This is a genomic window from Psychrobacillus sp. FSL K6-4046 (assembly GCF_038624605.1).
GTDB lineage: Bacteria > Bacillota > Bacilli > Bacillales_A > Planococcaceae > Psychrobacillus.
Window position 1 is genome coordinate 1,008,507 of the sequence record NZ_CP152020.1, and the last position, 15,142, is coordinate 1,023,648.

At 35.9% G+C, this 15,142-nt stretch carries 17 protein-coding genes; 11 read left to right on the plus strand and 6 right to left on the minus strand.

Annotation, left to right across the window (positions count from 1 at the left end; translation table 11 throughout):
• From MKY09_RS04845 to MKY09_RS04860, 4 genes are read left to right on the plus strand one after another with little or no spacing between them, the layout of a single operon-like run.
• A complete protein-coding gene (locus tag MKY09_RS04845; protein ID WP_342567730.1) occupies positions 1-558 on the plus strand; it encodes a GNAT family N-acetyltransferase in 558 nt (185 codons plus the stop codon).
• Positions 555-740, plus strand: coding sequence for a hypothetical protein (locus MKY09_RS04850; protein WP_342567731.1), 186 nt, complete (start codon positions 555-557; stop codon positions 738-740). The genes MKY09_RS04845 and MKY09_RS04850 overlap by 4 nt, the downstream gene beginning before the upstream one ends.
• On the plus strand, positions 727-1,050 hold the full coding sequence (locus MKY09_RS04855) for a hypothetical protein (protein WP_342567732.1): 324 nt from the start codon (positions 727-729) through the stop codon (positions 1,048-1,050). Before MKY09_RS04850 ends, MKY09_RS04855 begins: the two co-directional genes overlap by 14 nt.
• Complete coding sequence (locus MKY09_RS04860) at positions 1,047-1,520, plus strand: GNAT family N-acetyltransferase (protein ID WP_342567733.1); 474 nt, start codon at positions 1,047-1,049, stop codon at positions 1,518-1,520. Before MKY09_RS04855 ends, MKY09_RS04860 begins: the two co-directional genes overlap by 4 nt.
• A 140-nt stretch (positions 1,521-1,660) precedes the next feature.
• On the opposite strand, the gene MKY09_RS04865 is transcribed toward MKY09_RS04860, so the two are convergent.
• Genes MKY09_RS04865 through MKY09_RS04880 form a run of 4 tightly spaced genes read right to left on the minus strand, consistent with a single transcriptional unit; the run spans position 1,661 to position 6,194 of the window.
• Entirely contained in the window at positions 1,661-2,683 is a 1,023-nt protein-coding gene (locus tag MKY09_RS04865) for a HAMP domain-containing sensor histidine kinase (RefSeq protein WP_342567734.1), read from the minus strand.
• Positions 2,680-3,375, minus strand: coding sequence for a response regulator transcription factor (locus tag MKY09_RS04870; RefSeq protein WP_342567735.1), 696 nt, complete (start codon positions 3,373-3,375; stop codon positions 2,680-2,682). The genes MKY09_RS04865 and MKY09_RS04870 overlap by 4 nt, the downstream gene beginning before the upstream one ends.
• A complete protein-coding gene (locus MKY09_RS04875) occupies positions 3,368-5,422 on the minus strand; it encodes an ABC transporter permease (protein ID WP_342567736.1) in 2,055 nt (684 codons plus the stop codon). The genes MKY09_RS04870 and MKY09_RS04875 overlap by 8 nt, the downstream gene beginning before the upstream one ends.
• On the minus strand, positions 5,412-6,194 hold the full coding sequence (locus tag MKY09_RS04880) for an ABC transporter ATP-binding protein (RefSeq protein ID WP_298469109.1): 783 nt from the start codon (positions 6,192-6,194) through the stop codon (positions 5,412-5,414). The genes MKY09_RS04875 and MKY09_RS04880 overlap by 11 nt, the downstream gene beginning before the upstream one ends.
• 603 nt (positions 6,195-6,797) lie before the next feature.
• On the opposite strand from MKY09_RS04880, the gene arr reads away from it, so the two are divergent.
• From arr to MKY09_RS04895, 3 genes are all read left to right on the plus strand, one after another.
• Positions 6,798-7,547, plus strand: a complete 750-nt coding sequence (gene arr, locus MKY09_RS04885) for an NAD(+)--rifampin ADP-ribosyltransferase (RefSeq protein ID WP_342567737.1) — start codon at positions 6,798-6,800, stop codon at positions 7,545-7,547.
• A 226-nt stretch (positions 7,548-7,773) separates the two neighbouring features.
• Entirely contained in the window at positions 7,774-8,361 is a 588-nt protein-coding gene (gene plsY, locus MKY09_RS04890; protein WP_169359735.1) for a glycerol-3-phosphate 1-O-acyltransferase PlsY, read from the plus strand.
• A gap of 48 nt (positions 8,362-8,409) precedes the next feature.
• Positions 8,410-8,850, plus strand: a complete 441-nt coding sequence (locus tag MKY09_RS04895; RefSeq protein ID WP_298469105.1) for a hypothetical protein — start codon at positions 8,410-8,412, stop codon at positions 8,848-8,850.
• Positions 8,851-9,062: 212 nt separating this feature from the next.
• Here the strand turns inward: MKY09_RS04895 and MKY09_RS04900 are convergent, their stop codons facing one another.
• Positions 9,063-9,839: an enoyl-CoA hydratase-related protein gene (locus MKY09_RS04900; protein ID WP_298469103.1), complete on the minus strand. Its 777-nt coding sequence runs from the start codon at positions 9,837-9,839 to the stop codon at positions 9,063-9,065.
• A gap of 150 nt (positions 9,840-9,989) precedes the next feature.
• On the opposite strand from MKY09_RS04900, the gene MKY09_RS04905 reads away from it, so the two are divergent.
• Together MKY09_RS04905 and MKY09_RS04910 are read left to right on the plus strand one after the other, a co-directional pair.
• On the plus strand, positions 9,990-11,222 hold the full coding sequence (locus MKY09_RS04905; RefSeq protein ID WP_342567738.1) for an HDOD domain-containing protein: 1,233 nt from the start codon (positions 9,990-9,992) through the stop codon (positions 11,220-11,222).
• A gap of 122 nt (positions 11,223-11,344) precedes the next feature.
• A complete protein-coding gene (locus MKY09_RS04910; RefSeq protein ID WP_169359731.1) occupies positions 11,345-11,698 on the plus strand; it encodes a hypothetical protein in 354 nt (117 codons plus the stop codon).
• On the opposite strand, the gene MKY09_RS04915 is transcribed toward MKY09_RS04910, so the two are convergent.
• Positions 11,699-12,241 carry a competence protein ComK gene (locus MKY09_RS04915; protein WP_169359769.1) on the minus strand — a complete coding sequence of 181 codons (543 nt, stop codon included), beginning with the start codon at positions 12,239-12,241 and terminating at the stop codon, positions 11,699-11,701.
• 180 nt (positions 12,242-12,421) lie between these two features.
• On the opposite strand from MKY09_RS04915, the gene MKY09_RS04920 reads away from it, so the two are divergent.
• Both MKY09_RS04920 and uvrB read left to right on the plus strand, forming a co-directional pair.
• Entirely contained in the window at positions 12,422-12,652 is a 231-nt protein-coding gene (locus MKY09_RS04920; RefSeq protein WP_169359730.1) for an IDEAL domain-containing protein, read from the plus strand.
• 506 nt (positions 12,653-13,158) lie between these two features.
• Positions 13,159-15,141: an excinuclease ABC subunit UvrB gene (uvrB, locus tag MKY09_RS04925; protein ID WP_298469097.1), complete on the plus strand. Its 1,983-nt coding sequence runs from the start codon at positions 13,159-13,161 to the stop codon at positions 15,139-15,141.
• Position 15,142: the final 1 nt, after the last annotated feature.

Consider the following 15,142-nt stretch of genomic DNA (forward strand, 5'->3'; position numbering starts at 1 on the left):
ATGATTATTATTAAGCAATTTGATCATAGCGTCCATGTAGCAGAAGAAATGGCTATGCTTTATCAAGCAGTATGGCAAAAAGAAGAGGATGACTTCTTCGAAAGAATACAAAAGCATGCCAATTATGATGGTTTTCTTGGAATTGTAGCATATTCCGATACCAACGAATGCATTGGATTTGCCTATGGTTATAAATCAGAGGATGGACAGTATTACCGAGGACTTCTGGAGCAGGAACTAACCGTGGAAGAAGCAAACGAATGGTTAACAGATTGCTTTGAATTTGTAGAGCTATTAGTTCACCCCTCTTATCGTGGGAATGGATTAGGTAAAAGATTATTAGAAAAATTAGTGAACAATTGCTCGATGAAGACGTCTGTATTAACAACCAAGGCTAGTAATTTAGCAGCTCAAGCTTTATATGCAAAATCAGGATGGGTAGTGGTAAAAGAAAATTTCTTTCCTTCTGCAAATGATGGACCATATGTCATTATGGGAAAGGACTTGAGAAGGGAAGAGCTTGTAAGTAAGTTAATACAAGAGGGGAAAGAAAAATGATATGGCTTTTAATCATTCCCGCACTTGGAGTGCTGTTATTTTTAAATATAATTACACTGCTACAAAAATTAAAAGATGGTAAAAATTATCACAATCAAAAAGTACTGGGTGCAGTAATTCTATTCATTCTATTATTTTTCCTTACTCTTTTTCTATTGGAGGGATCAAATGTACAGTATTGAAGCTTTTAGTACGTTCACATTAATGAGACCAGTCTTTATAACGTTTCTAGTTTTAGCTGTAATTTTACTTATAGCGGTAGTGCTCTTTAAAACTCCAAAATGGATAACAGCCTTCACCATTTCTATTGTCTCTATTATTTCTATTGTAGTTTGTGCTCAACTTTTATTTTTGGAAGGAATTATTGTAGATGAGCTTAATTTATCAGGTGACCCAGCTTCTTTGTATATGTTTTTTGCTATTACACTGTTGAGTATATTAAATCTTCTTATTTACTCTTTTAGACTGGAGAAAAGGAGAGGAAGCGCTTGAGCTATATACTTCAACCGATGACTCAGGAGCAGGCCGAGGACATAGCTTATAACTGGCACTACGAGGAGCCGTATTCCTTTTATAATATGGAAGCAGACGAGGAGGACCTGGAGGAATTTCTAGACCCGGTAAGCCGTAAGGACGAATACTACGTCGTTATGGAGAAGGAGAAGCTGATAGGCTTCTTTAGTTTTACTTTCGTAGCCCCTCAAGTAATGGATATTGGACTGGGAATGCAGCCAAATTTAACGGGTAAGGGTAAAGGAATCGATTTCTTGAAGGCAGGCTTACAGTTTGCTCAAAGTATGTTCAAACCGGCAGCCATTACTTTATCCGTAGCTACCTTTAACAAACGAGCTATAGCGTTGTATAAACAGATAGGCTTTAAAGAGCTTGAGACTTTTAATCAGACTACTAATGGTGGGAGCTATGAGTTTGTTAAAATGCTTTATGAAACAGCTAAGGAATGAGTTTCCTTGGTTGTTTTTATTATTGCTAATTAAGTGAGGTATTAAAAGTTAAGGTAGCGTTAAGGGAACTTTTATAAAAGATTTCTAAACTAGGGTTTGGTGACATTGCTTACTCATTCATTAAGATTTCAGAAAAACCTTTAAACCTTCGGAAAAAGCAGCTGAATGGTAAAACCACGTTTGTGTTCTGACTTAACCTCAATTTCAATCTGCAGATTGTCACATAATTTTTTCACTAAAAACAATCCCAACCCTGTAGACCGCTTTTGATTACTAGCATCTCCTGTAAAACCTTTATCAAATATAAATGGTAAATCTGATTGTAAGACGCCTAGTCCATTGTCAGCTACTTTAACATAATAGCTGTCTTTTGTATGGTCAAAACCTGTTTCTATCCAAATGAAACTTTCACTATTTACGTTTCGATATTTAATTGCATTTACAAGTAATTGGATCAAAATAAAATGAAGCACTCTTTCATCAGATACAACGGGTATGTCCTTTATCTCTCTATGAACAAGTACATGCTGCTCTTCCAATAACGATTGTAGCTCTAGTAATACATCTTCAAAGCATTCCACAATAGAGACCTTTTTCAAGCTATAGTCAACATGTGCAGCTTGTAGCTTTGCATAAAATAATATGCGTTCTACGTGATCATGAATCGTTATATTTGCATGATTTAGCCGTTGATAAACCAACGGGGACATTTCATCTTGACGATTTTGTAAGACAAAATGAAGTAACGATAGTGGTGTTTTAATTTCATGCACCCAGCTTTCGATAAAGGTTTCATATTCTTTTGACTGGTACTTTGCACCTTGTAATTCATCAGATAGATGACGTAATTGATTAGCCAAATCATGCAGTGGTTCCTTATGTGTGTCACCTAAAACTTGTAGCAACTTAGCCTCATGCTCAGCGGAAGGCTCTCTTAAAAATTGATAAAATGTGTTTCTTTGCTTTCGTTGTTTTTTCCATGTAAAAAGCACACCAATCAAAATGGTTACAAAAGTAAAAATGAGCATCGTCAATATTAATAATTTAAATGACTCTGGATATGCAACCCAGGCTAAAAAAATAAAAAAACCGCTATTTACACATAGAAGCAAAATCCATTGCCGCGATTGCTGTAAACTAGGGAGCCAATTTAGTTGCCTCAAGAGGACTCACCCTCTATCAATTGATAGCCAACGCCTCTGACCGTTTTAATCTGTGATGATACGCCTACTTTATCTAATGTTTTACGAAGTCTGGTCATGTTTACTTGTAGTATATTTTCGTCCACAAATTCACTACTTCCCCACAATTCATGGAAAAGTTTCTCCTTTTCCACAACAGCCGGTGCATATTGTATTAAAAGCTTCATAATGGCACTTTCATTTTCAGATAATGAAAGTGAATTGTGACCAATATATAATTCATTCGTTTTCACATCTAATTGGAATTTCCCCCAATTTAAAAGCATCGGCATTTTGGCATATAGTTGTTGTAACTTTTGTACTCTTGCAATGAGACGTTTCGGATGACATGGCTTCGTTAAAAAGTCATCGGCTCCTAACTCTAATGCATGCAACTCATCTCGTATCTGATTGCGAGCAGTTAAAATTAGAATCGGACCAATTCCTTTCATTTTCAAAGTACGACAAATTTGAAAACCTGATAAGTTAGGTAAATTTAAATCTAACAATACTAACCCCGGTTTGGCAGCGATGATATCTTCAACAGGTGTATTAAAAGAAGAGATACTTACTACAAAGTACCCCTCCTTTTGTAAAATATTTTGTAATTCTTCGCGGAGGAAAATGTCATCCTCTACAATGACAATATTCGCCATACCATCACCTCTACTCAATTTCTTTTAACTTCCTGATTTCCTCATCACTTTTTCGTTGAATCATTCGAATATAGCCAACTTCAATTACAATAAATAATAGCACTACTAAACCAATAATAATTCCATTTTGAAGACTGAAAATAGTAGCCGGCATTGCTTTTAATAAAGACCAAATGCCAAAAATTCCACTAACCAACGCGACCGAAATAGCTAAGATGAAGTATAACCAAATTTGCTTGCGAGCAGATTTACAAATTGATTCCACATCTGCACCGAGCATTGCTAATGTTTGATAGCGACTACGCGTGCTTATTTGCTGCATTAAAAAGTTTAGACCTAGTACAGTATTAGCAATAATTAAAAACATCACGCCTAAATAAAACGTTGTATAACTGCTTGCTACCGTATAAAATAACTGTCTACCCATGCTCGCAAGATAGCTCTCATATTGCAAGCCTGTCGAATTAAGTACTTGATCGACTTCAAGCATCGCCTGCATAAGCCCTTTTTCTTCAATGAACTCGTCTTTTAACGTCATATTCCAAAGCCAAGTTTCCTCAGCGTCAAAATATTGCTCATATAATGCATCAGGTACAATCAACGAATACATTAACGTAATAGCTCGATCTGCCACAATTTGATCCGAATATAACGTCGGCAATAATGTGTATTCATTTTCCGCAATTTCGACTGTTGGATTTTTTTTCAATGTGTCTTTTAATATATCATATGGCGCTCCTGTATCGTCACTTGTATACATGGCCACTTCATTATCAGCTAACTGAATTGGATTCTTTCCAGCTGTCTCAAGCATCGTGTTATAGCTCGATAATGAAATAAAATACGGCGTGTGCTGCATCGATAAGTTGTTTAATAAAATCTCTTTTGGCTCTGAATCAGCTTGACTCGATACTGTTTCTATTAAGCCCGTCCATGCAAAATAATAATTTAATACTGATTCATCTGCAGGTGTGTAGAAATTATGTAACTCCATCCCATAATAACTATCAACATAAGGTGCTAGCTCATCGGATTTAATCAAAGGGTTAATTTCATCTTCATTACCATTAAACGTATAATCAACAGTTCGATTAGCTACAGCGCTATTCATTAACGCTGTCGATGTACCAAAAGCGAAGCAGACCATCGCCATTAGAATCAGTAAGGATGATATAGCGAGTGAACTCCATTGATGCAATACATTTTCTTGTAGCTGTCTCGCCGAAAATATCGATAAACCTGTCGAAGAACTTCCTTTTTGCTTCACATAAACACCAATCATACTTCCTAAGCCACGAAATAAAATAAATGTCCCACACACACCAACAAACAAAATCAACGCAAATACGCGGTAATCAAAATTTCGTAAATATAAAATCGCCATACCATAAGCGATGCTTAAAAAAATCGTCCCGAATAATAAAGCCGCTCCAGATAGTAAGCTCACGGCTCCCCATTTAGGCGTCATTGTAGTTTGTGACTTTTCCTTATCCTCATGAAGTAATTCAATCGGCTCTTTTCGACTCATTGTAAAGCTTAAAATAAGCATCGCTAGCAGTTGCACAAGGAAGAAACCACAGATCGTCAAGCCAATACCTGTCCATGAAATACGGAACGCATGACCTATAATCCCCATGCCAACTAACCGTGATGTCGCTAAATTGATCAGCTCTGTTAAAAACAATGAAATCGGCAAACCAATACTCAGGGCCACAATCCCGTTCCAAATCGTTTCGCCCGTAATCATGAGAAACAGCTTACTTTGCTTCATCCCCATCATTAAATACAAACCGAACTCATGACTGCGACGCTGAAGCTGGTAGCGATTTGCAAAATACACGAGGAAGAATACGAACAATAATGAAACTGCATAAAGCACTGGAATTAATAACAACAATCGCTCGACTGCATCGCTTTCAATCGTCTTCAAATATAACATGACATCTTGCTCACCTAGTGACAAAATCACATAAAACGCCACAATTGACACGACAAGCGATGCAAAATACACACCGTTTTCCTTCCGGATTTTGCGGCTATTACGCTTCACAAATTCAAAGAACATTACTACTACCTCCAGCAAGTTGCGCCATCACCATAACGATTCGCTCATAAAATGTCTCCTGAGATTCTCCCGGTACATTTCTACGTAGTTCATGGAAAATGACACCGTCTTGGATAAACAAAATTCTTGAGCAGTAGCTAGCCGCATTCGCATCATGCGTCACCATTAAAATAGTAGATGCCTGTTTTTGATTATGATCAGACAGCTTCTTCATTAAAATCTTGGCGTTTTTAGTATCTAACGCACCAGTCGGCTCATCCGCTAACACAATGCTAGGATTTGAAATTAGCGCTCTCGCTGCTGCAATCCGTTGCTTTTGCCCTCCAGATAATTGTGACGGAAATTTATTTAGCAGTTCTTCTATATCGAATATTTTTGCTAATTGCAGCAACTCTTGTTCTTGTGCCTTTATATTAATTCCATGAATTGCTAACGGCAACATGATATTTTCTTTCGCCGTTAAATTATCAATCAGTTCAAATTGCTGAAATAAATATCCGATTTGATTGCCTCTATATGCTGCGAGTTGTGATCCTTTGAACGACGAAATATTTTGCCCGTCTAGCAATATTTGCCCTGATGTTGGCTTTTGCATTGTGGCGATTACATTTAGTAGCGTCGTCTTGCCTGAACCGCTCGCACCCATAATGCCAAGAAATTCCCCTGGTAAAACATCAAAAGTTACGCCTTTTAATGCCATTGTTTCATTTTGCCCCTCACCAAAAACTTTTCGTACTGCTTTCACTTCAAGTAATTTATTCGAAGCATTCATCTGTATAGCCTCCCATTTTCATTCCTAGCAATACCTTACTACAAAAAAACTGCAAATTACTCTTACAGTTGTTGTAAGATTGAGAGAACTTTATGTCTGTTTAAATCAAGTTGCTAGTAGGAATCGGTAAAACGAGGTGGGACGCAAACAAAAAAATGAAAAATGTTGCTGATTTTGTTACAAATAAATTCGTTGAAGATCGTATTGGTTATGCAATAGAATGGTTTGAGACAATTTAAAAGTAATAGGTACCCTTTTTTCTTATTGAACTAACGGTTTAGTTTAGTTGAATAAGAAAATTTGTTAAAAGTACTATATTTTTATATGAGAATGTTATAAGAAAGGGATTCAAAGTGGCTATTTATTTCAATAAATAATTACGGAAAATTAAAAGACACTCACTTACACGATTCTGAATTTCAAAATATATTGGTTAATTACAGTAAAAAGGAAATAGAAATAAGTCTAAGAACAGCGACGAATCAAGACACAGGTTCAAAGGAAATTAAGTTGTTTTTAATGAGAAGATATGGTCGTTTAAATAAGAGTTTTGGAGAAATGTATTTCAAAAATGTTATTTCATTAATTGGGAGGTAAGATTAGATGAGTATAAAATTTGACCAAAACAACGTCGTTATTAAACTCTGTATGAATGGAATGAACATGGAAGATGGCGGAAATGTTGAAGGTGCAACCACCATGTTTCATCAAGCATGGCACGAAGCAAAAGACGACTATGAAAGGTTTATTGCAGCATATCATTTGGCTCGTAAACAAAAGAGTATTACAGGGAAATTGAAATGGATGGAAACCTCTTTACAGTGTGCACTAAATATAAATGATGATAATGTTAAGAGTGCATACTCAACGTTATATTTAAACATTGCCAAATGCTATGAGGAGTTGTGTGATTTTGATAATGCAAAAAGAAATTATGAATTATCAAACTCATATAACGATACACCTTCTGATGAAGGACCATTTTATCATGGGACAAAGGCAGATATACAGGTTGGTGATTTGCTGACAGCGGGTGGAAATTCAAATTACAAACCTGGGCTTAAAATGAACCACATTTATTTCACTGCTAATGCCAATGGTGCAGGACTTGCAGCAGCATTAGCAAAAGGAGAAGGAAGAGAACGGGTTTATAGAATAGAACCAACAGGTAAATTTGAAAACGACCCAAATGTTACTGACAAAAAGTTCCCGGGTAACTTAACACGATCTTATCGTTCTCAAGAACCTTTAAGAATTATTGGCGAAGAAACTGAGTGGGCGAAACTGACAACAACGGAGCGAAGTAAATGGCGCAAAAATTTAGCCAACAACAAGGGTGAAATTATTAACTGAACATATTTTAAATGGAGTAAAATTGTTTAAAATTACCTATATTCTGTAATGTGGGCTTTAGTAAAATAAAAGAACCAAATAAAAATGAACTTGGAAAATATCCAGCTCATTTTATATGTATTTTAAGTCCACCTTTAGCATTAACATAGCCGAAAGGTTTGAAGGAAAAAGTATACAACAAAGAGAAATACTTAAATAACAAACTGAGTGGGGAGATAACATTACTTTGAACATTTTAACTCTGATTTTAAGTTATTTAATCGGTTCCATTTCATTTGCTTTAATCGTCGGTAAAATATTATATAAGAAAGATATTCGTGATTATGGTAGTGGTAATCTTGGTGCAACTAATGCTTACAGAGTTTTAGGCATTAAAGCAGGAGTAATTGTTGCAATTGCTGATATATTAAAAGGCACACTTGCTTGTTTTCTTCCCCTAATACTAAGTTCTACTATTAATCCAATTGTATGTGGCTTATTAGCTATATTAGGTCACGTATTTTCTGTGTTTGCTAGTTTTAAAGGTGGAAAAGCTGTTGCGACAGCAACTGGAGTTTTTTTATTTTTAACCCCTTTAGGTGTTTTTGTTGGTTTTCTTGTGTTTGTGCTAACTTTGGTATTAACAAAGTATGTATCACTAAGTTCAATGTTAGCTTGTATAGCTTTATTTGTTTACAGTCTAATATTTGAAGATAAAGTTATCATAGGACTTTCTCTATTAATAAGCGTATCGATCATCATTCTTCATCGACAAAATATAAAAAGAATTCTAGATGGATCAGAAAACAGGATAGTAGCGCCACAGGATAGTTGAAGAAAGATGTTTTACTTATGTAGACATTAGTAAATGGGGTGGGATTGGATGAAGAATAATTTATTTATCAACATTAATTTAACAGAAAGTAATGTTGATTTCCAAAGTTATAATTACTGGTTTTCTTTAATTGATTATTTCATAACATCTGCAAATTTTATAGAATTCCATGTGTGGAATGAAGAAGTTGAAACAATTGAAGAATTAAGTTTGAAAACTAATCTTGAAAAAATTGATTTGCACCCTATGAAAATGGTCTGTTTTCAAGGGGATATAAACAAAAAAATAATTAATTTCATTTTACAAGAGAGTTTAAGTCAGAATGGAGAAATAAAATGGTTTTCACTTTTTTTGAAATATAATGGTAATTGTTTCTTTGAATCATCACATTGGGGCTCTGAAATTAATATAGAAAATCCTTCTGAAAAAGAAATTATAATGTTTAAAAAATTTATGCCAAAGAATGCAATCTTTCATCATTTCAAGTAAAACTATTTAATGAGCGTTCGGTAATAGCGCTCGATTGCGGAATGAGTACACGAACGAGGTACGTAAGCCAAAAATAATATCAAAGTAAAATGAGCGAGGAGAAAATATCCTAGCTCATGTTTATGTGTATTATAAGTCACCTTTAGCATTAACATAGCTAAGGTTAAAAAGGAGGATGATCGTGAACTATTCACAACATCCTCCTTTTAAAATTATTTCCCTTTAAATACAGGTTTTCTTTTTTCACTAAATGCATTTAATGCTTCTACTCGATCCTCTGTCGGAATCGTAATCTCATACGCCTTACGTTCAATTTGCAATCCAGTTTGCAAGTCCACATTCATCCCTTGTTTAACAGCAAACTTGGCTTGTTGAAGTGCAATTGGTCCGTTCGCTAACATAAGTGCTGCGAAGCTTTCCGTTTCTTGCTTTAATGTTTCTCGACTCGCAATTTTAGTTAAAAGTCCATACGTAAAGGCTTCATGAGCCGTTAATCGTTTAGCAGTTAAGATTAACTCTAAAGCTTTGGATTCCCCAATGAGGCGAGGTAAACGTTGTGTACCTCCTGCGCCCGGGATAATTGCGAGGCTTGTTTCGGTTAGTCCCAATTGTATATCGTCTGCTGCAATTCGGAAATCACATGCAAGCGCTAGCTCTGTCCCTCCGCCAAACGCATAACCATTTAACATGGCAATCGTTGGCTGAGGTAAGCTTTCGACTAAAGAGAATACTTCACCTATTTTATATATATTACGTTTGACTCTTTGTTCAGTTAACGTTCGGCGTTCTTTCAAATCTGCTCCGACACTAAACGATTTTTCACCAGATCCAGTAAAGATTACTACTCTAATGTCCGGATTGATACGGATCGATTCTGCAATTTCTCCTAATTCACATAACATTTCATAGTTGAAAGCGTTCAAAGCTGTAGGTCGGTTTAATGTGACAATTCCAATATTCCCCTGTTGTTCATAAGTAATAGTTTCCATTATATCTCCCCCTAATACGCTAAAATTCTTCACTATTAAACATATCATTTTATGATAATCCTGTCATCAAAGGAAAAAATAGGTCGTTTTTCATCCTTATCTTTGATACAATAGTATCAATTACATTTCTTAAGAACATGAGGAAATTAAATGGAGATTTTTATTGCAAGGCAGCCAATTTTTAATATGAACGAGTCATTATATGGATATGAATTGCTTTATAGGAATAATGAAGACAATTCTTTCCCTGACGTGGATGCGGATATGGCAACGATTGATGTGCTGACACATTCATTTCTGACCATAGGAATAAATGAAATTGCAGGCGATAAGCTATGCTTTATTAATTTCACTGAAAACCTTCTGGATAAGGCGGTATTAAGAAAGTTCCCATCTAACAGGATAGTGGTAGAGATATTAGAAAATATTACGATAACTCCCCGTCTTATTAAACAAATTAGACAAATAAAAGCAATGGGCTTTCTTCTTGCATTGGATGATTTTGTTTTAAAACAAAATGTTGACTATTATGATGAACTGTTTAGCTTAGTTAGCTTTATTAAGATAGATTTTCTTGCCACTACAGTGGAAGAGAGAAAATCGGTCGAGAAAATTGTCCAAACCAACTATCCCAATATTGTACTGCTAGCTGAAAAGGTTGAAACACGAGAAGATTTTTACGAAGCTAAATCTGCTGGCTATAAATTGTTCCAAGGCTACTTCTTTGCTAAGCCTGAAATTATTAAGGCCACTGATATACCTGCTAACGTAGTGCAATACATTAGACTGATCAATCTTTTACGCAAGGAAGAAGCTTCTATGGATGAAATTGCGTTAGAAATAGAGAGAGACGTTTCCTTGACCTTTAAAGTGTTAAAAATGGTCAATTCTCCAGTTGCTCGACCACGTTCCAAGGTTCGCTCGATTAAACAGGGTGTTTTAATGTTAGGGCTGGAGGAGATTAATCATTGGCTTCATGTCTTGTTACTGCGAGAGGTACATCAAAACTACAAAGGGGATGGACTAGCTATTGTAGAAGCATCCTTATTTAGAGCGAAATTTTGTGAGCTACTTGCTAAACAGAAAAACCTGACAAATTCCTCTGAATATTTATTAGTAGGCATGTTCTCTCTAATGGACACCATCTTACATAAGAAGATGGATCAGCTAGTTAAAGAGTTACCTCTTTCTGATGATGTAGCGGCTACTTTGGTTGGGTCCAGCACAGAGATGACGCCTTTCTTAGATTTAACCATTGCCTATGATGAAGTTCGTTGGAACGATATGCTCGAAGGAGCTAATAATCTAGAAATCGATTTTCCAAGTCTTAATAATTTTTATAAGGAAGCTCGTAAGTGGGCAACTGACATAGTAACACAGTAATTAAACTGCCATTCTTAGGATTGGCAGTTTTTTGATTGAAGTTCTTTTCTTTCCATTGCATTTTCTTTTAAAAGTTGTAAAATATAAGAACAAATGTTCTTTTAAAAGAAAGGTGAATGAAGATGCCCTTAATACCAGAAGAGGCAATTCCATATTTCGAAAAAATGATTTATCTTCCCATGGTATTTACCATCTTGGAAAAGGATCGAACCATTATTGAAAAAGCCCCATTCAAATTAAACAGACCTTATTTGACTCTCGTAGAAGGAGCAGCAAAGCAAGTTCAAAAAGAGCTAAAAGACACACATGTCTACATGAGAAGGCATAGTATGAAAGTGATTAGAGGAGAAGGAGATGATATGTTCACAGAGTACGTGTTTTTTCATGGAGGATACGAGGAGCACCGTCGTTATCTGAACGTCCGTCTTCGTAACCGCGTAGAAGAACTGCTTTCTATGTACTTAACCATTACCTAATCAGTTGCGAATGTTTTTACGCATAGATGCTTGTCTAGAGGTGGCATATCCGTTGTTTAAAAGATGGCTCATTCGTTTTAGGAATTGGGTGCTTAATATGTTGGCATACGCCACTTGACGATTCATAGTGTTAGGCGAAACAGGAACATCAATGGTATCCCCATTAGAAAGAACAACGGTAGATCCCTTTTTATTTGGGTAAAAAGTTTCGATGGCCTGATAGGAAAACCATATATTTAAATCTGACTTTGGAGAAAGAACCGGAATCCATATACAAGGTGATCCAAAGTCATGAGCTAGTATGATTGGTAGCTTAAAATAGTTGCCAATCGTTTCTCGGGAAAGGTTTACTGCGTGTTGAAAGGAAGAACCGTAGAAGGAGCAGGAATAACGAACGATTTCGTATGGCTTTTTACTTACCATGGAGGTTTCACCAGAAAAATTAGTAACTTTCGTGTAAACTTTGTTATTTACTACAGAAGGTTGAAGTAACGCGGTCTCGAAGGAGATAAGATGGGATTTATTTTCAATTTTATTAGTCAGAAAATTTCACTCCTTAGTATATTATAATTTAAATTATAGTTAATTTTGGAAATAAATCAAGCTAATGTATCTAAAAATTAAAAAATACTTCTATTTACTGTATAATCTAAATTTTCTCAAAATGATTGCAACTAGCCTTAAGCTTTTATATAATATAAAAAAGGCATCGGGGTGATTGAAATGGACAAACAATATTCATATACAGATTTTATGAAAGCAATGGGACAAACAGGGAAAGAAAGCTCTGCAGAAAAGTTGTTAAACGAGATTTATCTTGATATGTTTTTAAATGTTGTCCACCGGGAGCAGAGAAGTTTTCGGCTAATGGGTTTAATTGACGAGGCATTGGATCGCAAGGATAAAGAAGCATTTAACGAGTACACGAACGTGTTACTTCATCTGAAAAATTAAGTTGCTAATGGGCCGGGAATTCGTGAGGAATTAATAGTTAATATATGTTGAGGATGGGGCTGAGATAATCTAATCATGCCCCCAAAAAGTGAGATTGCGATATGCAATCTCACTTTTTGCATTTAATTTGGGTAAATGTCTTTCAAAAAAGTAGTTCGGAGATAAGGCGGCGAACTTAATAAAAACAACGGCTATGAAGAAAATATAAAAATAAAGCAGTTCAAATTTTACAATGAGTGAAATTTGAACTGCTTTTAGTTTTGATAAAAAGTCTATTCTTTTGATGTTAAAAAACTAACATTCTTATATTGTTGCAAGATAAAATGTAGCTTTTTCTGTAAAAGAGGGTAGTAACAGATAGGAAGAGATTTTTACTACTAAGTCATTGATATGACAAAGGTTGAACCTACTCTGAAAATTTATTTTAAAAACGTATGTTCGTTTTAATAGTGTTAGAAAAATGATTATGTTAAACTAAATTTAATAAGAACACGGGAGGCATACATATGGAACAAATTTTTGATTTACAATCTCCGTATGAGCCAGCAGGGGATCAAATAGAAGCAATAAAAGAGCTAGTAAAAGGAGTAAATGAGGGCAAAAAGCATCAAACATTACTAGGGGCCACAGGTACTGGTAAAACCTTTACTATTTCAAACGTAATCCAACAAATCAATAAGCCAACCCTTGTCATGGCCCATAACAAGACACTTGCAGGGCAGCTATATAGTGAGTTCAAGGAATTCTTTCCTAACAATGCAGTAGAATACTTTGTCAGCTATTATGACTACTTTCAACCAGAGGCATATGTGCCACAAACGGATACGTATATAGAAAAAGATTCTAGCATTAATGAAGAAATTGATAAATTGCGACATTCAGCCACTTCTTCATTATTCGAACGTAAGGATGTCATTATTATCGCTTCTGTTTCCTGTATTTATGGACTCGGAAATCCAGAGGAATATAAAGAAATGGTTGTGTCACTAAGAGTTGGCATGGAAATCGATCGAAACCAGCTATTAAGAAAGCTAGTGGATGTGCAATATGAACGAAACGATATTAATTTTACTCGTGGAACATTTCGAGTTCGTGGAGATGTAGTGGAAATTTTCCCTGCCTCTCGTGATGAGAGATGTCTAAGGGTAGAATTTTTTGGTGATGAAATAGATCGGATTCGAGAAGTGGATGCGTTAACAGGAGAAATATTGGGTGAACGAGATCATGTAGCTATTTTCCCGGCATCCCACTTCGTAACACGAGAAGAAAAGATGAAAATAGCCATAAATAATATTCGTCAGGAACTAGAGGAGCAGCTCACTATTCTTCGTAGTGAGGATAAATTATTAGAAGCTCAAAGACTCGAGCAGCGAACGAATTATGATTTAGAAATGATGGAGGAAATGGGCTTCTGTTCAGGGATAGAAAACTACTCTCGTCACTTAACATTAAGACAAGCGGGGGCAACCCCTTATACATTATTAGATTATTTTCCGAAGGACTTCTTACTGGTAGTAGATGAAAGCCACGTTTCATTACCACAGGTTAGAGGAATGTTTAATGGAGACCAGGCGCGGAAATCTGTGCTAGTAAATCATGGTTTCCGGTTACCTTCTGCATTAGATAACCGTCCGCTCACTTTCCAGGAATTTGAGGGGCATGTGAACCAGGCTATTTATGTATCCGCAACTCCGGGACCATACGAATTAGAGCATACACCAGAAATGGTCGAGCAGATTATCCGACCTACGGGATTATTAGATCCTATTATTACAGTGAAGCCGATTGAAGGACAAATAGATGATTTAATTAATGAAATATATGAACGATCTGCTAAGAATGAACGAGTCTTAATAACAACCTTAACAAAGAAAATGTCCGAGGATTTAACGGATTACTTAAAGGAAATTGGTATAAAAGTACAATATCTGCACTCAGAGATAAAAACATTAGAGCGAATTGAGATTATTCGAGAGCTTCGTTTAGGAACGTATGATGTCCTGATAGGAATTAACCTATTGCGAGAAGGATTAGACTTACCTGAGGTTTCACTGGTCGCTATTTTGGATGCGGATAAAGAAGGCTTCCTACGTTCAGAGCGTTCATTAATACAAACTATTGGGCGAGCTGCCCGAAACTCTAACGGTGAAGTTATTATGTATGCCGATAAAATGACAGATTCTATGACAAAGGCCATTAGTGAAACGAAGCGTCGTCGTACCATTCAAATGGAATATAACGAAAAGCATGGCATCACACCTAAAACGATTGAGAAGAAAATTAGAGAAGTAATACGAGCCTCTCAAGTGGCGGAAGACGAAGAAAGCTATGTACAGCAATTAACTAGCGGAAAAGTCTTAACGAAGGAAGAAAAGGGTAAACTATTAGACAAACTCGAAAAAGAGATGAAAGATGCTGCAAAAGCGCTTAACTTTGAACGAGCTGCTGAATTACGTGACGCAATTCTAGAGCTCAAGCTGGAAGGATGAT

Coding starts and splice junctions, on each gene's coding strand:
- MKY09_RS04895 (WP_298469105.1), top strand. CDS start 8,410: ATGAAGAATAATTTATTTATCAACATTAATTTAACAGAAAGTAATGTT.
- MKY09_RS04900 (WP_298469103.1), bottom strand. CDS start 9,839: ATGGAAACTATTACTTATGAACAACAGGGGAATATTGGAATTGTCACA.
- MKY09_RS04905 (WP_342567738.1), top strand. CDS start 9,990: ATGGAGATTTTTATTGCAAGGCAGCCAATTTTTAATATGAACGAGTCA.
- MKY09_RS04910 (WP_169359731.1), top strand. CDS start 11,345: ATGCCCTTAATACCAGAAGAGGCAATTCCATATTTCGAAAAAATGATT.
- uvrB (WP_298469097.1), top strand. CDS start 13,159: ATGGAACAAATTTTTGATTTACAATCTCCGTATGAGCCAGCAGGGGAT.
- MKY09_RS04920 (WP_169359730.1), top strand. CDS start 12,422: ATGGACAAACAATATTCATATACAGATTTTATGAAAGCAATGGGACAA.
- MKY09_RS04880 (WP_298469109.1), bottom strand. CDS start 6,194: ATGAATGCTTCGAATAAATTACTTGAAGTGAAAGCAGTACGAAAAGTT.
- MKY09_RS04845 (WP_342567730.1), top strand. CDS start 1: ATGATTATTATTAAGCAATTTGATCATAGCGTCCATGTAGCAGAAGAA.
- MKY09_RS04850 (WP_342567731.1), top strand. CDS start 555: ATGATATGGCTTTTAATCATTCCCGCACTTGGAGTGCTGTTATTTTTA.
- MKY09_RS04855 (WP_342567732.1), top strand. CDS start 727: ATGTACAGTATTGAAGCTTTTAGTACGTTCACATTAATGAGACCAGTC.
- MKY09_RS04875 (WP_342567736.1), bottom strand. CDS start 5,422: ATGTTCTTTGAATTTGTGAAGCGTAATAGCCGCAAAATCCGGAAGGAA.
- arr (WP_342567737.1), top strand. CDS start 6,798: ATGAGTATAAAATTTGACCAAAACAACGTCGTTATTAAACTCTGTATG.